21 protein-coding genes and 1 pseudogene are annotated in these 20,536 nt (G+C 62.5%); 6 read left to right on the forward strand and 16 right to left on the reverse strand.

The genetic code is table 11. The features are described from left to right. The first annotated feature begins 82 nt into the window (after positions 1–82). Positions 83–505, forward strand: a complete 423-nt coding sequence (locus tag Q0025_RS07905; protein WP_297297722.1) for a hypothetical protein — start codon at positions 83–85, stop codon at positions 503–505. A gap of 111 nt (positions 506–616) precedes the next feature. On the opposite strand, the gene oxlT is transcribed toward Q0025_RS07905, so the two are convergent. After that, entirely contained in the window at positions 617–1,894 is a 1,278-nt protein-coding gene (gene oxlT, locus Q0025_RS07910; protein WP_297297724.1) for an oxalate/formate MFS antiporter, read from the reverse strand. A gap of 300 nt (positions 1,895–2,194) precedes the next feature. Here oxlT and Q0025_RS07915 point away from each other — a divergent pair, with 300 nt between their 5' ends. Together Q0025_RS07915 and Q0025_RS07920 are read left to right on the forward strand one after the other, a co-directional pair. Next, positions 2,195–3,196: a 2-dehydropantoate 2-reductase gene (locus Q0025_RS07915; protein WP_297297726.1), complete on the forward strand. Its 1,002-nt coding sequence runs from the start codon at positions 2,195–2,197 to the stop codon at positions 3,194–3,196. A 24-nt stretch (positions 3,197–3,220) separates the two neighbouring features. Beyond that, entirely contained in the window at positions 3,221–4,738 is a 1,518-nt protein-coding gene (locus Q0025_RS07920; RefSeq protein ID WP_297297728.1) for an acyl--CoA ligase, read from the forward strand. A gap of 79 nt (positions 4,739–4,817) precedes the next feature. Here the strand turns inward: Q0025_RS07920 and Q0025_RS07925 are convergent, their stop codons facing one another. From Q0025_RS07925 to Q0025_RS07945, 5 genes are all read right to left on the reverse strand, one after another. After that, positions 4,818–5,081, reverse strand: a complete 264-nt coding sequence (locus Q0025_RS07925; protein WP_297297730.1) for a hypothetical protein — start codon at positions 5,079–5,081, stop codon at positions 4,818–4,820. A 119-nt stretch (positions 5,082–5,200) separates the two neighbouring features. Then, positions 5,201–5,356, reverse strand: a complete 156-nt coding sequence (locus Q0025_RS07930) for a DUF3309 family protein (protein WP_297297732.1) — start codon at positions 5,354–5,356, stop codon at positions 5,201–5,203. Positions 5,357–5,443: 87 nt separating this feature from the next. Then, positions 5,444–6,613, reverse strand: a complete 1,170-nt coding sequence (locus tag Q0025_RS07935) for an SGNH/GDSL hydrolase family protein (protein ID WP_297297734.1) — start codon at positions 6,611–6,613, stop codon at positions 5,444–5,446. A 74-nt stretch (positions 6,614–6,687) separates the two neighbouring features. Then, the gene (gene aspS / locus Q0025_RS07940; protein ID WP_297297736.1) at positions 6,688–8,502 is read right to left on the reverse strand and encodes an aspartate--tRNA ligase; all 1,815 of its coding nucleotides are present in this window, start codon (positions 8,500–8,502) and stop codon (positions 6,688–6,690) included. Positions 8,503–8,538: 36 nt separating this feature from the next. Continuing rightward, complete coding sequence (locus Q0025_RS07945; protein ID WP_297297738.1) at positions 8,539–9,102, reverse strand: invasion associated locus B family protein; 564 nt, start codon at positions 9,100–9,102, stop codon at positions 8,539–8,541. 107 nt (positions 9,103–9,209) lie between these two features. On the opposite strand from Q0025_RS07945, the gene rnd reads away from it, so the two are divergent. Continuing rightward, positions 9,210–10,406 (forward strand): ribonuclease D, encoded by a 1,197-nt coding sequence (gene rnd / locus Q0025_RS07950; protein ID WP_297297740.1) that lies wholly within the window; start codon positions 9,210–9,212, stop codon positions 10,404–10,406. A gap of 5 nt (positions 10,407–10,411) precedes the next feature. Here rnd and Q0025_RS07955 read toward each other — a convergent pair whose 3' ends face one another. The 7 genes and pseudogenes from Q0025_RS07955 to Q0025_RS07985 form a co-directional block, all read right to left on the reverse strand. Then, positions 10,412–10,753 (reverse strand): antibiotic biosynthesis monooxygenase, encoded by a 342-nt coding sequence (locus Q0025_RS07955; protein ID WP_297297742.1) that lies wholly within the window; start codon positions 10,751–10,753, stop codon positions 10,412–10,414. 25 nt (positions 10,754–10,778) lie between these two features. Then, positions 10,779–12,308, reverse strand: a complete 1,530-nt coding sequence (gene ppx / locus Q0025_RS07960; protein WP_297297744.1) for an exopolyphosphatase — start codon at positions 12,306–12,308, stop codon at positions 10,779–10,781. A 35-nt stretch (positions 12,309–12,343) separates the two neighbouring features. Next, positions 12,344–14,503 carry an RNA degradosome polyphosphate kinase gene (locus Q0025_RS07965; protein WP_297297773.1) on the reverse strand — a complete coding sequence of 720 codons (2,160 nt, stop codon included), beginning with the start codon at positions 14,501–14,503 and terminating at the stop codon, positions 12,344–12,346. A gap of 316 nt (positions 14,504–14,819) precedes the next feature. Next, positions 14,820–15,041 carry a hypothetical protein gene (locus tag Q0025_RS07970; protein ID WP_297297746.1) on the reverse strand — a complete coding sequence of 74 codons (222 nt, stop codon included), beginning with the start codon at positions 15,039–15,041 and terminating at the stop codon, positions 14,820–14,822. A 16-nt stretch (positions 15,042–15,057) separates the two neighbouring features. Beyond that, positions 15,058–15,669, reverse strand: coding sequence for a nitroreductase family protein (locus Q0025_RS07975; RefSeq protein ID WP_297297748.1), 612 nt, complete (start codon positions 15,667–15,669; stop codon positions 15,058–15,060). A gap of 198 nt (positions 15,670–15,867) precedes the next feature. Beyond that, positions 15,868–16,110 (reverse strand): annotated as a pseudogene (yidD, locus tag Q0025_RS07980) (membrane protein insertion efficiency factor YidD); the annotation flags it as partial. After that, positions 16,100–16,552: an iron-sulfur cluster assembly scaffold protein gene (locus Q0025_RS07985; protein ID WP_297297750.1), complete on the reverse strand. Its 453-nt coding sequence runs from the start codon at positions 16,550–16,552 to the stop codon at positions 16,100–16,102. The gene Q0025_RS07985 and the pseudogene yidD, both read right to left, overlap by 11 nt. Before the next feature lie 203 nt (positions 16,553–16,755). On the opposite strand from Q0025_RS07985, the gene folE reads away from it, so the two are divergent. Further along, positions 16,756–17,391: a GTP cyclohydrolase I FolE gene (gene folE / locus Q0025_RS07990; protein ID WP_297297752.1), complete on the forward strand. Its 636-nt coding sequence runs from the start codon at positions 16,756–16,758 to the stop codon at positions 17,389–17,391. A gap of 3 nt (positions 17,392–17,394) precedes the next feature. Then, the gene (hisI, locus tag Q0025_RS07995) at positions 17,395–17,808 is read left to right on the forward strand and encodes a phosphoribosyl-AMP cyclohydrolase (protein ID WP_297297754.1); all 414 of its coding nucleotides are present in this window, start codon (positions 17,395–17,397) and stop codon (positions 17,806–17,808) included. Between the two features lie 67 nt (positions 17,809–17,875). On the opposite strand, the gene Q0025_RS08000 is transcribed toward hisI, so the two are convergent. The 3 genes from Q0025_RS08000 to prfB form a co-directional block, all read right to left on the reverse strand. After that, positions 17,876–18,307, reverse strand: a complete 432-nt coding sequence (locus Q0025_RS08000; RefSeq protein WP_297297756.1) for a CBS domain-containing protein — start codon at positions 18,305–18,307, stop codon at positions 17,876–17,878. Positions 18,308–18,517: 210 nt separating this feature from the next. Further along, positions 18,518–19,345: a rhomboid family intramembrane serine protease gene (locus tag Q0025_RS08005; protein WP_297297759.1), complete on the reverse strand. Its 828-nt coding sequence runs from the start codon at positions 19,343–19,345 to the stop codon at positions 18,518–18,520. 54 nt (positions 19,346–19,399) lie between these two features. Then, positions 19,400–20,531 (reverse strand): peptide chain release factor 2 gene (prfB, locus tag Q0025_RS08010; RefSeq protein ID WP_297297761.1). Its coding sequence is split into 2 segments (ribosomal slippage): positions 19,400–20,461 and positions 20,463–20,531, totalling 1,131 coding nucleotides; the frame shifts between segments, so codons are not numbered across the junction. Positions 20,532–20,536: the final 5 nt, after the last annotated feature.

Raw genomic sequence — 20,536 nt, forward strand, 5'->3', positions numbered from 1 at the left:
ATCTGGCGCCGATAGACTTTTGTCGCGCCCGGGGGCACAAATCCGCTCCGGAATCCGATGCGGCGCAATTTTGGAGAAGGCAATGCAAACGGCGGCGTTCTTGGCTCTCGTCCTCCATGCGCATCAGCCGGCGATCGGCGCGACGCATTATCAGCCGTACCATCCGCCGCTCGCGAGCCTCGACCTCATGGTCGACAGCAATAACGTGCGCGTTCTCGCCGCGCGCAATGTCAGCGTGGCGCTGCGCAGTTCGGAATATTCCGACCTCGATATTTCGCATACTTTTCATGTCGCCTGCACGCTGCCGCCCAATTACGGGCTGTGGCGCGTACGCGCCTGGGCCGATACGGTCTATAATCTGCTGCCGGTGACGATCGTCGAATATAAATATTATGACCCGACTTACGTCGAACTCGAGATCGAGCCATCAACCTTCATCGACACGATCGACGAGAACGGCGTCGGCCCGCATCACGTGCATATCGACTTTTACGCCCGCGATTGAGCGGCCTTAGAGCGGGACGCGAAAAAGTGTCAGCGGTTTTTTCGCGAAAAATCCCGCTCTAAACGATGAGAATCGATCACGTTCATGATTTCGGGCCAATTCGATCCGAAATCATCGTGGTCTAGTTGCATATTGGCGCCGCAGCGGACGCAACACGAAGATCGCCAGAAGCGCCGTCGCAATATTGAGCCCGGCAGCGATCCAGAAGACGAGGTGCCAGCTCCCCGTCCATTCCGTGAGCTTGCTCGAAAGCGGCACGAGCAGCGCGGCCGTGCCCTTCGCCGTATAAAGCAGGCCGGCATTGGTCGTGGCAAACTTCGCGCCGAATGCGTCGGTGCAGGTCGCCGGAAACAGCGAATAGATTTCGCCCCAGCCGAAGAACACAAGGCCGCTCAACAGCACGAACAGGCCGGGTGTATGGCCATATTTGCTCAAGGCGAGAATGGCGAGACCTTCGACGCCGAAGGCCAGGAACATTGTGTGCTCGCGGCCGATGCGGTCCGAGACCCAGCCGAAAAACGGGCGCGTGAGACCGTTGAGCGTGCGGTCGAGCGCGAGCGCGAAGGTCAGCGCCGGCAGCGTGAAACTCAGGACACTCACCGGCACTTTGGCGACGCCGAAATCCTTGGCGATCGGTGCGAGCTGCGCGGTCGCCATCAGGCCGCCCGCCGCCATCATCACGAACATCGCATAGAGCAGCCAGAACAGCGGCGTGCGCAGAATTTCGCGCGGCGCATATTGGCGGCGCGTCTCTTCTGCCGCATGGGCCGGCGCCTCCGTTGCGTCGGCCTTGCCGGGCGAGCGCAGCAGCAGCGCGCAGAGACAAACGGCGATCCCCTGCCCCAGCCCGAAATAAAGGAAAGCGCTCTGGTAGCCGTGCGTCGCGATGACATTAGAAATCGGCACGATGGTCAGCGCCGAGCCGATGCCGAAACCCGCTGCCGTCAAGCCGGCAGCGAGGCCGCGGTGATCGGGAAACCATTTCATCGCATTGCCGACGCAAGTCCCATAGATCGCGCCGGCGCCGATACCGCCAATCGCCTGCGCGATATAGAGACCGGACAGGCTGGTGACCTGCGAGTTCAACACCCAGGCGACGGCGACGAGCAAGCCGCCGAAGGCAATCAGCGGCCGCGGACCAAAAAGGTCCTCGAAATAGCCTTCGAAGGGGACGAGCCAGGTTTCGCAGACGACGAAGATGGTGAAGGCGACCTGGATCGCCGCCGGTTTCCAGCCGAACGCCGTATGCAACGGCCCGACGAAGAGGGTCCAGCCATATTGCAGATTGGCGATCATCGTCATGCAGACGATGCCAAGGAAGAGTTGGGCCCAACGATAGGTGCTGCGGCTTTGCGAAATAACGACGTCTTCCCCCGCAGCAACGCTCATTTCACACGTCCCTTTTTGTGGCGGGCGAATTTGGCGAGAGAAACGCAGGGCGGCAAGAATTTTTTCCGCGGCCTGGCGCAAAAAACATGATGATCTGCAAAGTATTGCAGCGCAGCATGCCATGCGCCTTCATGCTGCTCCTGCGAAACGATCGCGCTCCGCGCGCGTTCAACTTGGCTATTGCGATCAGTGATCGTGAAGGGTGGACAAGACCGGTGAAATTGCGGCATTGGACACACCGGACATCGCCAGGCGCGGCCGCCGACTTCCACGACAATTTGGGCTGAAGGGTTTGGATTGATGAGAATATGCGTAATCGGCGCTGGCGCGATTGGCGGCTTGCTCGCGGCGCGGCTCGCGCACGCGGGCGAGGAGGTCAGCGTCATCGCCCGCGGTCCGCATCTCGCCGCGATCCGTGCCGACGGCCTGCGGCTGATCGAAGGCGGACAAGAGATCGTCGCCAAAGTCCAAGCCTCGAACCGCATCGGCGATGTCGGCGAACAAGATCTCGTGATCCTTGGCATGAAGGCGCATCAGGTCGCCGCCGTCGTGCACGACCTGGCGGCGATCTACGCTCCGCAGACCGCGGTGCTGACGGCGCAGAACGGCATCCCTTGGTGGTATTTCTTCAAGCACGGCGGCCCGCATGAGGGCGCGCGGCTCGAGAGCGTCGATCCCGGCGGCATCATTGCCGACGCTCTGCCGATCGATCGCGTTCTCGCCAGCGTCGTCTATCCGGCCGCAGAGATCGAGCGCCCCGGCGTCATCCGCCATATCGAGGGCTATCGCTTCTCCCTCGCCGAGCTTGACGGCAAACCGACCGAAAGGCTCGAGCGGATCGCCGCGGCCTTCACCCGCGCCGGCTTCAAGGCGCCGATCGTCACCGATATCCGCGCCGAACTCTGGACCAAGCTTTGGGGCAATGCGACCTTCAACCCGATCAGCGCGCTGACGCATGCGACGCTGGAGGACATCTGCCGCTTTGCGCTGACGCGCAGGCTCGCCGAGGACGTCATGCGCGAAGTCAAGGCGATCGGGGAAGCGCTCGGCATCCGCTTCCGCATCCCGCTCGAAAAGCGGATCGCCGGTGCCGAAGCCGTCGGTCCGCATAAGACCTCGATGCTGCAGGATGTCGAGACTGGTCGCGCGCTCGAAGCCGATGCGCTGCTCGGCTCGGTCATCGAGCTTGGGCGCATCGTCAACGTGCCTTCGCCGCATCTCGATTCGCTCTATGCGCTCGTCAAGCTTCTTGGTGAAACGCTGGCCCGGGAAAAGGGCCGCCTCGTCGTCGAGCCGGCTTAGCCGGCGCTTTATTGGGGAATAGACATGAGTTCGATCCGGACCTTGCAAGACCTGCTCGCTGTCGGGCGCGGCGATGCCGCCGCCGTCACGGCGCCCGGCGCGCGGGACCTCACCTACGACGCCTTCCGCAAGCTTGTCGCGGGGACGATCGCGACGCTCAACGGTTTTGGCATCGGCCGCAACGATCGCATTGCCATCGTCCTGCCCAACGGGCCGGACATGGCGACGACGTTCGTGGCTGTTGCCACCGGAGCAACGGCCGCGCCGCTCAATCCCGCCTACAAGGCGGACGAGTTTGAATTCTATATGAGCGACCTCGGCGCCAAGGCCCTGATCGTCGAGGCCGGCAGCAAGTCGCCGGCCATCGAGGTCGCGCGCAAGCTCGGCATCACAGTCTTGACGCTGACACCCGATGCGGGCGGCATCGCCGGTACCTTCACACTCTCGGGCGGCGTGCCGAAGGCCGCAGCCAACCCCGGCGCCGGCGCAAGCGACGACGTCGCGCTCATCCTGCATACATCGGGTACGACATCGCGGCCGAAGATCGTGCCGCTGACGCAGGCCAATGTCACCGCCTCGGCGCAGAACATCGCGACCAGCCTCGAATTCTCCGATGCCGATCGCGGCCTCAACATCATGCCGCTGTTTCACATCCATGGGCTGATCGCGGGCCTGCTGGCGCCGCTTTCACGTGGCGGCCAGATTTTCTGCACGCCGGGATTCAATGCCCTCAAATTCTTCGCCTGGATGGAAGAGTGCAAGCCGACCTGGTACACGGCGGTGCCGACCATGCATCAGGCGATCCTGGCGCGGGCCGGACATAACAAAGCGACCATCGCACGCTATCCGCTGCGCTTCCTTCGCTCTTCATCAGCGTCGATGCCGCCGCAATTGATCAGCGAGCTTGAGGCGACCTTCAACGCGCCGCTGATCGAAGCTTATGGCATGACCGAAGCCTCGCATCAGATGGCCTCCAATCCCCTGCGCGGCAAGCGCAAGCCCGGCGCCGTCGGGCTGCCGGCCGGTCCCGAGATCGCCATCATGGACGAGGACGGCAACCTGCTTGGCACCGGCGAGATCGGCGAAGTCGTCATTCGCGGCGCCAACGTCACCCAAGGCTATGAGAACAATCCCAAAGCCAACGCCAGCGCCTTCACCAACGGCTGGTTCCGGACCGGCGACCAAGGCATGATCGACGCCGAAGGCCACTTGAGCCTGACCGGCCGCATCAAGGAAATCATCATCCGCGGCGGCGAAAAGATCTCGCCGCGCGAAGTCGATGAAGCGCTGCTCGATCACCCGGCCGTCGAACAGGTCGTCACGTTCGCCCTGCCCCACGACAAGCTCGGCGAGGAAGTCGCCGCCGCCGTCGTTCTGCGCGAGGGGCAAGCGGCGACGGAATCGGAGCTGCGCGATTTCTTGTCGGCGCGGCTCGCGGCGTTCAAGACACCGCGAAAGATTATCTTTCTCGCTGAAATTCCGAAGGGCGCGACAGGCAAATTGCAGCGCATCGGCCTCGCCCAAAAGCTCGGCCTCGCTTAGGCACGTGCGGCCGTTTCTGCGTAGAACGAGTCTGCGCCAAACAAATCGGGACGCCCGCAGGCGTCCCATTTTTATGACCTCAACAGTTCGAAACCGAGCGCGTGCGCGACTCGCCCGTGTCCTCATCGTGCACTGTCTTCGTATGCGTTTCGCAGCCGGTTCCCGGGCCGTCCCGCCCGACGTGTACACCGACGACGCCCGGAACACCGACATAGGCGCCGCCATGCGGATGCGAGTCGTAATGCTCGGTATGCGTCGTTGTCACTTCGTCGGCCTGCACGACCGGCGCGGAAAGCCAAAAGATCGCGCCTGCTGCAAGCGCGAGCTTACCCATTGTTTGCATTTTCCTCTCCCTCGTTGAGGACCGCGGGAGCGGTCCTGCCGGCAACGGCCATGGCCAAATCCGGTTCCGCGAAAACACTGCGCTTGCTGCAATGACGCGAGCGCGGCGTTTCCGCGCCGCTATATTCGGCCCAGGAGAACGAGGATGATGACGATGAGCAGGATGAGTCCGATGCCGCCGGACGGGTAATAGCCCCAGCCAGACGAATACGGCCAGCTCGGCAGACCGCCGATCAAAAGCAATATCAGGATAATGATCAAAATCGTCGAAAGCATGAGGCTCCTCCACCTGAGCTTTGCGTGATGCTCAGGCGAGGCTAACGGCGAAGTGAACTGTGAGTTCCCGTTGCGTCGCGCCAAGCGCTATTGCGCTGCGGTCAACAGGCTGGGGCGCGTATGATCGAGGTAGGCTTTCAGCATGGCCGCGCGCAGGCCATTGGCAAAGCCCGAAGGGTGGCCGTCACCGACGATGATCAAAGCCTTCCCCGGATAAGCGCGCAGGTCGAGCGTGACATCGAGTACATCGAGACCCGCGCCGCGCATTTTCGCGATAATGTCCTCATCGTTGTAATGCGCATGACGCAGCCATTTCGCATTGTCGCTGTCGTCGCGGATATAGAGGATGATTGTCGGAGCGCCATATTGGACGCGCGCCAACGCCGCCGCCTGGGCGAGGATTGCGACGTAGAGATCGATGTCTTCGTCGCGCGGACCGCCGAAGACCGGTTCGATGAACGCCTGATACATCGCAGTATTGCGGAATAGTTCGGCCAAAACCGTGCCTTGCGCCGCGCAGGTGCCGCGAAAGACCGGCCGGCCGCTCTCGAGGACATAACGCGGGGCACGCAGCATGAAGCCATCGATACAGGCCGCCCGCGTGACGTGGAAAGCCGCGGTCTCGTAGACGAAGAGCTTGACGCGGCCGCGGAGCTGTTTGTCGTAGAGCTTGGTTTCGAGCGCACGCAAGAACTGTTGCGGCCCGTAGCCCGGAAATCCGAAATTCGTGACCCCGAGCTTTCGGCGATAAAGATCGGAAAAAATCTGCGGCAACGTCGCGTTGTCATCGAGGCCGGTGCCAAAAACGAAGGAATCACCGAAGAATGCGACGAGCGGTCCGTCCGGTGCGGATATGACTTTGCGGTTGAGAGCATCGTCGATCGTATAATGCGCGTCATAAATGACGCGGTTCGACCTCGCGAAAAATTTTCTATTTCGGAAGATGCCGGGATGCTGGGCGCCCCAGCCAAGGATCGGCCGATTTCCGGAATAGCCGCTCGCCCTCGTCTCGTTCGGCCGGGCGAGGACGAGAACGGCGCTGGCCTCGACCGCCGCCAGACCGACGAGAAGCGACGCCGCTACAAGGGCGAGACTGCGGAGCCAGCCGCGCGTCGCGCCGACAAGAAAGGCTGCGAGCGCCGCAGCCAGACCGAGATATTCGACGCCGCCCCAATTGCTGTAGGGGGCGAAAAAAACAACCAGCCCCATCGCCAGAATGAAAAGCGGAACGAGAATTTTTGCGACGCGTGCCGCCACCCGACACTCCGAATATGCAAATCAGCCGGCCGGAGAGGGAGCGTGGGCGCCGCGGATCTGCGGAGCCGGCGCGTTCACCCCTTCGCCTCCGGCAGATTGAGCCGGATATGCAATTCGCGCAATTGTTTCGGCGTAACCGGCGATGGCGCGCTCATAAGCAGGTCTTCGGCCTTCTGGTTCATCGGGAAGACGACCACTTCGCGTAGATTCTCCTCGCCCGCGAGCAGCATGACGATCCGATCGACCCCCGGTGCGATGCCGCCGTGCGGCGGGGCGCCATATTGGAACGCCCGATACATGCCGCCGAACTTCTGCTCCAGCACATCCTCGCCATAGCCGGCGAGTGCGAAGGCCTTGCGCATGACGTCCGGGCGATGATTACGGATAGCGCCGGAGGAGAGCTCGATCCCGTTGCAGACGATGTCGTATTGAAAAGCCTTGATCCCCAGGATCGTGTCGCGATCCGCCGGGTCGAGCGCGATGAAATGGTCGTGCGGAAAATTCGGCATCGAGAAAGGATTGTGCGAGAAGTCGATCTTGCCGTCTTCCTCGTTCCATTCGTACATCGGGAAATCGACGATCCAGCAGAATTCGAAGACATCCGTCTTCGAAAGCCCAAGTTCGCTGCCGATCTTGAGCCGCGCAGCCCCGGCGAGCTTCGCCGCCTTCGCCTCCTGATCGCAGACGAAGAAGACCGCATCGCCCGCCCCGATACCGGCCTTGGCGGCAATCGCTTGCTGCGCCTCGGCCGGCAGGAATTTGGCGATCGGCCCCTTCCCGCTGAGCCCGCCTTCTGCCCGTTCGAAAATCACATAGCCGAGCCCCGGTGCGCCTTCGCCGCGCGCCCAATCGTTGAGCTTGTCGAAGAAGGACCGCGGCTGCGCCCCGGCGCCCGGCGCGGGAATGGCCCGCACGATGCCGCCGGCCTTAATGACGTTCTTGAAGGCGTTGAACGTCACATCCTCGCGCGCAAATTCCGCGGTGACGTCGGCGATGACCAGCGGATTGCGCAAATCCGGCTTGTCCGACCCATATTTCAGCATGGCCTCGGCATAGGGGATCAGCGGAAATTTCGGCGTGACCGGCTTGCCGTGGCCGAATTCCTCGAAGATGCCGCGCAGCACCGGCTCGATCGCGGCGAAGACATCCTCCTGCGTGACGAAACTCATCTCGCAATCGAGCTGATAGAATTCGCCGGGGCTGCGGTCGGCGCGCGCGTCCTCATCGCGGAAACAGGGGGCGATTTGGAAATAGCGGTCGAAGCCGGCGACCATGAGAAGCTGCTTGAATTGCTGCGGCGCCTGCGGCAGCGCGTAGAACTTGCCGGGATGCAGCCGCGACGGCACGAGAAAATCGCGCGCGCCCTCGGGACTCGAGGCGGTAAGGATCGGCGTCTGGAACTCGAAGAAGCCTTGCGCCTTCATCCGTGCCCTGAGGCTGTCGATGATCGCGCCGCGCAGCATGATATTTTTGTGCAGCTTGTCGCGGCGCAGATCGAGGAAACGATATTTGAGGCGCATCTCTTCGGGGTATTGCTGATCGCCGAAGACGGGCAGCGGCAATTCCGCCGCCGGCCCGAGAACCTCGATGGCATTGACATAGATTTCGATGAAACCGGTCGGCATTTCCGGGTTTTCGGTGCCGGCCGGGCGCTTGCGCACGGTGCCGTCGATCCGCACCACCCATTCCGCACGCAGCTTCTCGGCCAGCGGAAAAGCCGGCGAATCCGGGTCAACGACGCATTGGGTGATGCCGTAATGGTCGCGCAGATCGATGAAGAGGACGCCGCCGTGATCGCGGATGCGGTGACACCAGCCGGAAAGCCGGATTTCGGCGCCGGCCTGCGCTTCGCGCAGATCGCCGCAAGTATGGGTGCGGTAACGATGCATGTCCTGTCACATCAAGGCGCGGGTCGGCGCGGTTTTTTATTTATTAAACGCGTTATAGGCGTCGCCGAAACCGCGCAAGCTCATCGGCACAGCCACCTCGTCGCCGGCAGCATCTTGGAACACGATGTTGCCGTCGGTCTGCAGGCTGCTCCAATGTGCGATGGCGGCCGGGTTCAGCTCGCCGCCCGCGATGCAGGCGCCGGGAATGCAGCGCTGCCATTGAAGCTCCAGGCCCCATTTGTCGTCTTTATCCGTACGGATATGCACCGAACTCGGGAAGGAAACATTGGCCGGCAGGCTGACGACGATATTCACGGGGTCGCCTGGATGTCTGCGGCCGATCGAGATGACCGCAATGACCTTATTGCTCGCGGTTTGGACCGTTTCGGCGACGGCACAGAGCGGCTCTGCCCCCTCTTCATGGGCGGGTTGGCAATGCAAGGTCCAGGACCCGAAGGCCTTCGATGTGATGTGCGGCGCGGCCGATTCGTCGGGCGATGGATTGGCCGCTTGCGCCAGGACCGGGGTCAAGAGACCGGCGATTAGAACCAAAGCGGGGAAAAAGGACTTGGTGAACATGAGGACCGGGCGCTCCGACATTTTGGCGGCGCCTTGCATATACGAGAAAGCGGCGCCGAGAAAGCGGCGGATCAAGCGGGCCTAACCCAAGGCTGGAAGCCGGGCCGCCTTTCCAGTATCAAGCCTTGATGAGCCTGATTACCTCGAATCGTGACCTGGCGGAGGCCTGCCGCCGGCTTTCGGACCACCCCTTTATCACCGTCGATACCGAATTTCTTCGCGAGACGACCTTCTGGCCGCAGCTCTGCGTGGTCCAGATTGCTTCTCCGACGGAAGCCATCGCCGTCGACGCACTGGCCGAAGGCCTTGATCTTTCACCCGTTTTTGCCTTGATGGCCAATCCGGAGGTGATCAAGGTCTTCCATGCCGCCCGGCAGGACATCGAAATCATTTGGAATCTGGCCAAGCTCATCCCGGCGCCCCTGTTCGACACCCAAGTCGCCGCCATGGTCTGCGGCTTCGGCGAGCAGATCGCATATGGCGAGCTGGTCCAGGCGGTCTGCAAGGTCGCGCTCGACAAATCTTCCCGCTTCACCGACTGGTCGCGGCGGCCGCTCTCAGAGGCGCAGGTCAATTATGCCATCGCCGACGTCACCTATCTGCGCGACATCTATCTCCATCTGCGCAAAAGGCTCGAATCGAGCGGCCGACTTTCCTGGCTGGACGACGAAATGGCCCAGCTCACGTCTGCGGACGTCTATGAACAACATCCCGAACGGGCCTGGGAGCGGTTTCGCGGCCGGGCGCGGCGGCCGCGCGATCTTGCCGTGCTGATGGAGCTCGCTGCCTGGCGCGAGGCGGAGGCGCAAAGCCGCGACGTGCCGCGCGGCCGGGTGCTCAAGGACGACGTGCTGATCGAGATCGCCACCGCCGCACCCAAAACCGCCGACGAGCTGGGCAATTTGCGCGCCTTTCCAAGGGGCATGGAGCGTTCGCGCGCCGGATCGGACATTCTCGCCGCAATCCAGCGCGGGCTCGCCCGCGATCCCAAAGCGCTGCCGAAAATCGAGCGCGAGCGCCGCAACGGCAATGGCGCCACCGTCGAGCTTCTCAAGGTGCTGCTGCGCCAGGTGAGCGAGGCGCATGACGTCGCGGCAAAAATGATCGCGACGGTCGAGGATTTGGAGACCCTCGCCGCAAACCCGCGCGCCAAGATTCCGGCACTGAGCGGCTGGCGGCGCGCAATCTTCGGCGAAAAGGCGCTGGAACTCATCGACGGCCGTCTGGCCCTGACGCTCGAAAAGGGAAAAGTGGTCACCCTCGAATGGCAGGACGCGCCGGAGGCCGAAACGCCGCCCGAAACAACGGCGCCGTCTCTCACCTAGCCTATTTATTCTGCCGCCGGGGGCTTTGGATTGACGACCGTTTGAATCGCCTCGAAGCCTTCGAATTCCGGATGGCCGAGCGTCTTCGGCTTTTCGTTGCCGGCCTGGGCATGGGCGGCGCGGAATTGGTCGGATTTCGTCCAGGCTATGAAATTGGCTTGGCTCGCCCAGACCGTGTGCGACGCATAGAGGATGTAATCCTCGTGCTCCGGCCCCTTCAGCAGGTGAAATTCGATGAAGCCTGGCACTTCGTCGAGCCGCGACGTCCGCGTCAACCAGACCTGTTCGAAAGCCTGCGCCTGATCCTTCAGAACCTTGAAACGGTTCATCGCGATAAAGAGCGGCATCGGATCCTCCACGCCAGAAAACGCATTAAGCCGTCTCGACGGCGCCGTTGCCCGCCTTGACCGCAAGGCCGATCTGGATCGCCGGTTCCCGGCCGATCAATTTGGCAAGCTGCTTCAACCGATTGCTCAACCGCTCGCTGCCAAGATCGGCAAGATCAGGCGGCAAGGTCAGCACCAACCGGCCCTTGGCCGCCGCGGCGAGCGGCGCGCGCGGCAGGACGTCGGCCATGCCGGCGGAAACGACATAGCCCACCCGCATCGCCCCGGCGAGCAGCCGCGCCCGATCGAGCAGCCGCGGCGAGACATGCACGCGGATCTGCGGGTTCACGTCGGCATCGAGACCGAGATAGCGGTAGGACATGGTAAGCGCGAGGAAGCAACGGCCGGGATGATCGATGCCGGTGAAAGCGCCGTTCACCACGATATTCAGGCTCTGCTCGCTGCGATAATCGGGATGGGCCCGCCAATTGACATCGGCGAGCAGACAGGCCGCATGGCGAAGCCTTTTATCTTCGAGACTCTCCTCGAGCCGCAGCGAATCCATGAAGCGGTCGGTCCATTGCCGCAGATCCTCGGCATGGCGCGGCGAACGCGAATAAGCGTCGTTGAACACTTGCGCGCCGAAGATCAACGGATCGAGCCGCTGCTCGGCGCTCGACAATTGCTCGTAAAGGAGACCCTCGCGGACCCCGGTCGCCGAAATCGTCACCTGTTTCGGCTGCGCCTTGCGGATGATCTCGTCGAGCACGATCGCGCCATAGGCGAGCAGCGGACGCCGCGCCGGCGTCACGGCTTCAACCGAGATCAGCGCTTCGGCGTTGACGCGTTCGACGAGACCGGCGAAATCCGAGGCTTCGCGCGCCGGAATATTGTAGCCGTGCATGATGCTGAGCAGATAATTGCGCTGGCGCATGTGCAGCTTGGCGAGCGCGCGCCAGGTGCCGCCGACGGCATAAAGCGTGCGGCCGCGCAATTTGGCGAGAAGCTTGGCATCTTCAAGCGATTCCTGCGCGATGCGCATCGCATTGCGCAGCGATTGATTGGATGCATCCATCAGCGACAGGCCGCCGAGCGGCAGCGTGATGCCCTTGCCGACTTTCGCGCCCTTGATATCGATGAGTTCGAGAGAACCGCCGCCGAGATCGGCGACGACCCCGTCCGGCTCATGGAAGCCGGCGATGACACCGAGCGCCGAGAGTTCCGCCTCGCGCCGGCCGGAAAGCAGGCTCACCGGCGCCCCGATCGCTGCGCTCGCCTCGGCAACGAAGGCGGGGCCGTTGCTCGCGTCACGCGCGGCAGCGGTCGCGAACGCATAGACCTGCTGCACGTTCATGATCTTGATCAGCGCCCGATAGCGCCTGAGCGCGGCCAGCGCCTTCGCGACGCTCGCCTCCGCCAGTTCGCCGGTCTTGGCGACGCCGTGGCCCAGGGCACACAGCGCCTTTTCGTTGAAGATCGGCGTCGGCGCCCGCGTCAGCCCATCGTAGCCGACGAGGCGCACCGAATTCGAACCGATGTCGACGACCGCGACGGGACCCTTGACCTCTGGGCGCATTGGAGTCGCCGTGAACAATTTAGGCATCAAGAGATTCACCGGCCCTCCAACCGTTTCAGCAGCGTCTTCGGCGCCGATTCCTCCAGAGACTTGCCGCGCCCCGAAAGGCTCGGATTGGTCATGAAATAGGAATGGGCGTTGAACGGCTCCTCCTTGCCGGCATTAATTCGCGTACTCGATCCGTCCGGCAGCACTCGGTAGCTTTGTTGATTATCGATGAGATTGGCGATCATGATCTGATCGAGAACCTGGCTGTGACAGGTGGGATTGGTGATCGGCACCAGCGCCTCGACGCGGCGATCGAGATTGCGCGGCATGAGATCGGCCGAAGAAATATAGACCGCGGCCTTGGCATGCGGGAGGCCATGGCCGCTGCCGAACGCATAGACGCGCGCATGTTCAAGAAAGCGGCCGATGATCGACTTCACGCGAATATTCTCGGATAGGCCGGGCACGCCCGGCCGGAGACAGCAAATGCCGCGCACCACGAGATCGATCTGCACGCCGGCCTTGCTCGCGGCATAGAGCGCGTCAATCACTTCGGGATCGACGAGCGCATTGCACTTGGCCCAGATCGCCGCCGGCTTACCGGCGCGAGCCAGTTCCGCCTCTTTGGCGATATGATCGAGCAGCCGCTTCTTCAGATTGATCGGCGAGATCGACATGCGTTCCAATTGCGCCGGCTCGGCATAGCCGGTGATGTAATTGAAGATGCGCGACACGTCGCTGGCGATCGCCGGATCCGCGGTGAAAAAGGAAATGTCGGTATAAATCTTCGCCGTCACCGGATGATAATTGCCGGTGCCGAGGTGGCAGTAAGTGACGAGCGATGCGCCCTCGCGCCGCACGACCATGGAGAGCTTGGCGTGCGTCTTGAGCGCGATGAAACCGAAGACCACTTGCGCGCCGGCGCGTTCAAGGTCGAGTGCCCAGCGGATATTTGCTTCTTCGTCGAAACGCGCCTTCAATTCGACGAGCGCGGTGACGGACTTGCCCGCCTCGGCCGCCTCGATGAGCGCACGCACGATGGGGCTGTCGGCCGAGGTGCGGTAAAGCGTCTGCTTGATCGCGACGACCGAAGGATCCGCCGCCGCCTGTTTCAGAAACTGCACGACGACGTCGAAGGACTCATAAGGGTGATGGACGACGAGGTCCTTCTGTTTGATCGCCTGGAAGCAATCGCCGCCGTTCTCTCTGACCCGTTCCGGAAATCGCGGATTGTAAGGCTTGAACTTCAGATCGGGCCGATCGACGTTGATCAGCACCGAAAGATCGTTCTGCGCCAGCATGCCGTCGAGGACGAAAATCTCGTCGATCGCGACATCGAGCTCTTCGGCGACGAAATTGCGCAATTGCTCCGGCATATGCGAATCGACTTCGAGCCGGATGACCGAGCCGCGGCGGCGGCGCTTCAACGCCGTCTGGAAGAGAAGCACCAGATCTTCGGCCTCTTCCTCGACCTCGATGTCGCTGTCGCGGATGACGCGGAACACGCCCGAGCCGCGCACCAGATAGCCGGGGAACAGCGATTGCGTGAACATGCCGACGAGCGTCTCGATCGCAATGAAACGCTGGTTCGAGCCGGCGGGCGGCAGTTGAACGAAGCGGTCGGTCTTTCCCGGCAGGCGGATGAGCGCTTTCAGGTGCCGGCTCTCGCGCGGCTCGACGAGTTCGAGCGCGATGGTGAAGCCGAGATTGGGGATGAACGGAAACGGATGCGCCGGATCGACGGCGAGCGGCGTCAGCAGCGGAAACACATGCTGCAGGAAATATTGCTCGAGCCAGACGATATCCGCCGGATCGAGTTCCTGCGCATCGAGGAGCATCACGGCATTGGCCTTCAATTCCCGGCGCAATTCGCCCCAGCGGCGCTGCTGCTCGGCCGCCAGCAGGCCGACGCGCTCGCGGATTTTCACCAATTGCTCGGCGGGGGTCAGGCCGTCTTCCGACGGCGTCGAGACGCCGGCGCGCACTTGGCCGCGCAGGCCGGCGACGCGGACCATGAAAAATTCGTCGAGATTGTTGGCCGAGATCGACAGGAAGCGGAGCTGCTCGAGCAGCGGATGATTGCGATTCGACGCCTCCTGCAAGACGCGGCGGTTGAACTCGAGCCAGGAGAGTTCGCGGTTGATGAACCGTTCCGGCGAATTGACGAGTTCGGGATGCGAGCCGGTGACTCTGGCGAGATCATCCATAATCGGAATTGAGGCGGCGGGGGAAGATTCGCCCGCCAGCGCCGGATCGACGGGCGGCGGAACCTCCACAGGAGCTTCGGTTTCGGCAGCTTTCAGTTCATCGCCATTGGACTGCACGGTACTCTCCTTCGCTTCGCCCGGCGACGCTGCCTCCCGCGGATGACGATACCATGACTTCGACCCGGCTTCGACGTGCCGGGCAAAAGGTTCACACCTTATTCGATGCCGCCTAAAACTTTATAAGTTAAAGATGTTTCGGCGCGCTCAAGCGTTGCCGCAGGCGCAGGCGCCGCATGGCAACGCCGCTGCGCCCGAATCATTCGTCGCCGTGCGCGCGCTCGTCGATCGTGATCGTATTGATATGCGAGAAATCGACGGAAACCGGCTGCTTCTCCCGCGCGGCGGCAAGCTGGAACGTCTTGATGACGTGTTCAAGCCGGCGGAACGTCTCCTTGTAAGCCTCGCTCTGCTCCGAAATCCCCAAAGGGGCGAGGCAGAACTCGATGATCTCGCGCGGCCGGTTCAGCTTGGTCGTCATGGCAATCTCCTCATCCCTAGGCGGGGAAGCCGCCCTGAAAGGTAAATTCGCTCTGCGGATTGCGTCCGTTCGGCATCTCGCGCGCCCGCATGCTCTCCGGCAGAAGACTCGGGTCTCCCTTGCGGCCGACCGCAATCGCCGCCTCGGGACGATAATCCTCCGGCATGTTCAGCGCCGGTACGCTACCCTCGACATCGAAACCGCCCATGGCATGCGTCGCCCAGCCGCGCCGATGCGCTTCGAGCGCAAACAAAGCCCAGGCCGCACCGGTGTCGAAAGAATGCGTACGCGTCGGCACCGGCTTTTCGCCGCCGGGCAGAACCGACTTGGTCTTCGAGGCGATGATCACGAGTGCGCCGGCATTCTTTGCCCAAATCCGATTGAACTCGCTGAGCAGCCCCAAAAACGTGTCGAACGCCGGCGTGCCGCGCAGTGCATAAAAGAACCGCCACGGTTGCAGATTGAATGAGGACGGCGCCCAGCGCGCCGCTTCGAACAGGCTGCGCAATTCCGACTCGGGAATCGTTTCGCCGGTGAAGGCGCGCGGCGACCAGCGGCCGGTAAACTGCGGATCGATCGGATAATCGGCAACGCGCGGATTGGTTTCGTTCACGTCTTCCTCGTTCATTCCAGCTCGTTCGGCATGGCACCGCCTTAAACACGGCCGCCTTTTAGAGGATTTGCCGCACCGGCGACAGCGATTTGCATCGTTGGCGTCCGCTCAGCTCGGGTCGGAGCGCGGCGCGCCTGGCTCGCAGCGCAGCGGCGTGTGCCGGCGCGTCAAAACGCCGACAAGCTTCTGCCGCAACGGCACGATCTTGTCCGGCACCGGATCATAGCCAAAAGTCCCCCAAGGGTGGCAGCGGCAGAGCCGTGCCGCGCCGAGCCAGCCGCCCGCCCAAAGGCCATGGCGCTGGATCGCCTCGTCCGTATAGGCCGAGCAGCTCGGCTCATGCCGGCAATGTCGGCCGATAAAGGCCGAAAGGCTGAGCTGATAGGCGCGAATGAGGAGATGGGCGGCGCGGCGCGGCGCCAGGCGTAAGATGTCGAGGCGCGATTTAAGCGGCATCGGGCGAGGCCTTTTGCCGCGCTTCGATCTGTTCGGCCGCATTGACCGTCGCTTCGAAGGTCAAGAGCGTCGAGGCGTGCCGCGCCTTGTAGTCGCGCACCGGCTCCAGAATCGCGAGCTCCGCCCATTTGCCGTCCGGCGGCGGCCCGTTCTCTTTAAGCATGGCGCGGACGGCATCGCGCAATTGGCGCAGCTCCGGCGTCGTCGCGCCGATGACATGCCGCGCCATGATCGAAGAGGACGCCTGGCCGAGTGCGCAGGCTTTGACATCATGGGCGAAATCCGTGACCCGGCCATCCGCCATTTTGAGATCGACGATAACCGTGGAACCGCAAAGCTTCGAATGGGCGCGGGCGGTCGCATCGGGCGCAGCGAGCCGGCCCTGGCGCGGAATATTGGCCGCCAGCTCCAAAATCTTTGCGTTATAGACGTCGTTCAACATGGATCTTTCGCGGTCCCGGCCAGATGACGGGCCCTTCCAAACCCTATATAGGGGTCAGAAGAAGCCAAGCTTCTATATAGGAAATCAGAGCTCAGCGACGAGATTTGGCACCTTCCGGTCACACTGCCTCAGGAATGCCGAAAGCCACCTTGTTTACCTGAGGTTTGTCCCTAAGTCAGAGGTTCTGCCATTGGAGGCACCACATGGATGACGTGGTTAAGTCCTTGCTCGAACGCCAGCTCCCCAAAACCCCAGCCACCCCTATCGTCCGACCCAGCCGCGAAGAAGCCGAGGCCGCGGTGCGGACCCTCTTGGCTTGGACGGGCGACGACCCGACCCGGGAGGGCCTGCGCGATACGCCCGCGCGGGTCGTGAAAGCCTATGAAGAGCTTTTCTCCGGCTACAAGAGCGACGGGCAGGACGTCCTGGCGCGCGTCTTCGAGGAAGTCCAGGGCTATGACGATCTGATCCTCGTCCGCGATATCCCGTTCTATTCGCATTGCGAGCACCATATGGTGCCTTTCGTCGGCAAGGCGCATATCGCCTATTACGTCGGCGACGAGGGGGTCGTCGGCCTCTCGAAGCTTGCTCGGCTTGTCGATATCTATGCCCGCCGCCTGCAGACGCAGGAGGCGCTCACGGCGCAGATCATCAATGCCATCGACAAGCACCTGCGCCCGCGCGGCGCGGCGGTCATGCTCGAAGCCGAGCATCTCTGCATGTCCATGCGCGGCGTGATGAAACAGGGCGCCTCGACCATAACCAACCAGTTCACCGGTGTCTTCCGTGACGATCCGGCCGAGCAGGCGCGGTTTCTGACGCTTGTGCGAAGCAAATAAGCGATGAGCCCCTTCCCGCCCGCCGGCGGCGAGGCCGAACTTGAAGAGGGCGACGTGTTTACGCCGCGCTTCGATGCCGACGGTCTCATCGGCTGCATCACGCTCGATGCCAAAGACGGCACGGTTCTGATGTTCGCGCATATGAATGCCGAAGCGCTGCGGCTGACGCTCGATACGGGGATCGCGCATTATTGGTCGCGCTCCCGCCAAAAGCTCTGGCGTAAAGGCGACACATCCGGTCAGCAGCAAAAAATCGTCGAGATCCGCACCGATTGCGACCAAGACGTTCTATTGATGAAAGTCGTGCCGGGCGGCGACGGCGGCGCCTGCCATACAGGGCGCCGCTCCTGCTTTTACCGCACGGTGAGGCTTGGCCCTGGGGCGACGAAGCTCGGCTTCGAGGCGCCCGGGGCTTAGGCGCGGCTGAGATTCAAAAGTTCGAGCGCGTTCTGATCGCAAAATCGGGTCTATTGCGCAACGCGCTCTAGACCGTCGCGATATATTCGCGCAGCGCCGACTGTTCCCGCTCCATTTCGGCAAGGCGGAATTTCACCACATCGCCGATCGAGATAAGGCCGTCGAGCCGACCGTTCTTCATGATCGGCATATGGCGGAAACGGCCATTGTTCATTTTCTCGACCGTCGCCAGCAGGGTCTCGTTCTCGCTGATGGTGACGACTTCCGTCGTCATATGCGACGAAGCCGGATCATCGAGCGCACTCGCCCCGGCCTGCCCGATCGCCCGCACAATATCCCGCTCGGACAAAATGCCGAGCAATTGACCGTGTGCGTCGGCAATGACCACGGCGCCAATGCGCCGCGCGGCAAGGATCTCGCAAATTTCGAGCAGGGTTCTGTGCGGCTGCGCGGTCACGACGTCACGACCTTTCGTCGCCAGGATTCGCGCGATTGTCATATCGACCTCCTCCTCTGGCCTTCCCACCCTTTGTTCGAGCGTCATCGATTGGACTATGCTCGAGCCATCGCTCTTGCTGGCGATTGGTTGGATAAGGATGCACGCCTTCGGCGAAGGACGCAACAATCAAGACGACCTTCGCCGTCCGCGTCGGAAGCCGCTCTTTTTCATTGGCTTATCGCATGCTGCTGCGACGCCGCGCAAACGGCTCTAATCCTTTGCAGGCGCAGCAACATCATTGTGCGGCGCGTTGTGCGGCGGATCGAATAAAGCAAAGGCGATCAGGCCGAACAAGAAACCGCCGACATGCGCTTGCCAGGCGACGACGCCGCCGCCCAAGCTCGCCGGGCCGGAAACCATCGCGAACAAAAAATTCGTCAAGAACCAGAAGACAAGAAAGGTCATCGCCTGGCTGTTGGTGAAAACGGCGCCGAGCGAAAGCGCCGGCTGCGCATGCGGCGGCTTCTGCTGGCGCGGATCGCTCCAGCCGAGCGATGCGCCAAGCGCGGCGCCCGGCTGAAAAATGAAACGCACCGCCGCGGCCATGGTCGCTGAATCGACTGCCGAGGCGCCGATCACCGGCTGCAAATCGTTCAGATGGGTGACGAGATGCGCCAGCGCGCCGGCGACGGCGCCGCCGATGCAGAAGGCGATAAAGCGCTGATTGCCGAAGCGCCGCGCGACCGGCGCGCCGAAGGCCACAAGCCAAAGCGCATTGAACCCGACATGCGCCCAGTTCGCATGCAGAAGCGCATAGGTCACGGGCGTCCACCACAGCGGTCCGCCATTGTTGAGGAAAGCACGATCGATTTCGGCCTGCGTCGGATCGGCCTGTTGCGCCGCGGCGATGACCTTCGCGATGCGGCCCGGATCGACCAAATAAGTAAAGCGTCCCGGGACGAAGCCGAAATGGATGAGCGCCCAGATATCCTGGTCGAGCGGCAGAAGCTGGCGCAGTAGGTGAATGCCGAGCATCAGCCCGATCAGCGCGACGAGCACGAAAGGGACGTTGAAAATTCTCTGGCGGTCTGGCTGCACTTGGGTTCCTTCCGCCGTTGCCGGGGAGCCTCGCTCCGCCCGCCGACTCGCCGGCTATTCCACGTCCTCGACTTCGTCCGGGGCGCCGCCATAAACCTTTTGCGCCAGCGCTGCCTCCATAAACGGCTCGAGATCGCCGTCGAGCACATCCGACGGCGTGCCCGAGGTGACGCCGGTGCGCAGATCCTTCACGAGCTGATAGGGCTGCAGGACGTAAGAGCGGATCTGATGGCCCCAGCCGATATCGGTCTTGGCGGCTTCGGTGGCATTGGCGGCTGCCTCGCGCTTCTCCATCTCGCGTTCGTAGAGCCGGGCGCGCAGCATGTTCCAGGCGGTGGCGCGGTTCTTGTGCTGCGAACGCTCGCTCTGGCAGGCGACAACGATGCCGGTCGGCATATGGGTGATGCGCACGGCGGAATCGGTCGTGTTGACGTGCTGTCCGCCGGCGCCGGACGAGCGATAGGTGTCGATCCGGCAATCGGATTCCTTCACATCGATCTCGATACGGTCGTCGATGACGGGATAGACCCAGACCGAGGCAAAGCTCGTATGCCGGCGGGCGTTGGAATCGAAGGGCGAGATGCGCACCAGCCGGTGGACGCCCGATTCCGTCTTGGCCCAGCCGTGGGCATTATGGCCCTTGATCAGCAAGGTGCCGGATTTGATGCCGGCCTCGTCGCCGGCCGTTTCCTCGATGATCTCGACCTTGAACTTGTTGCGCTCCGCCCAGCGCGCATACATGCGAAACAGCATCCGCGCCCAATCGCAGCTTTCGGTTCCGCCGGCGCCCGAGTGAATTTCGATGTAAGTATCATTCTGGTCGACTTCGCCGGACAGCAAAGCCTCGATCTGCTTGCGCTCGACCTCTTGCTTAAGGCTCTTGAGCTGAGCAAGGCCCTCGTTCTCGGCGGCGGCATCGTTCTCGGCCTCCGCCAATTCGATCAGCGTCACCCCATCTTCAAGTTCGGACTCGAAGCGCGCCATGGCGCCGAGCCGATCCTCGAGTTCGGTCCGCTCGCGCATGATCTTCTGCGCGGCTTCGGCATCGTTCCAGAAATCGGGATGTTCGGCCTTTGCGTTCAGTTCCGCAAGCCGGCGCGTCGCGGCATCGACGTCAAAGATGCCTCCTCAGCAATCCCATGGATTGCTTGATCGATTGAGTGAGCGTTTCGGCTTCGGCACGCATGAGGC

Origin of the sequence: uncultured Methylovirgula sp. (assembly GCF_947646745.1) — a bacterium.
GTDB lineage: Bacteria > Pseudomonadota > Alphaproteobacteria > Rhizobiales > Beijerinckiaceae > Methylovirgula.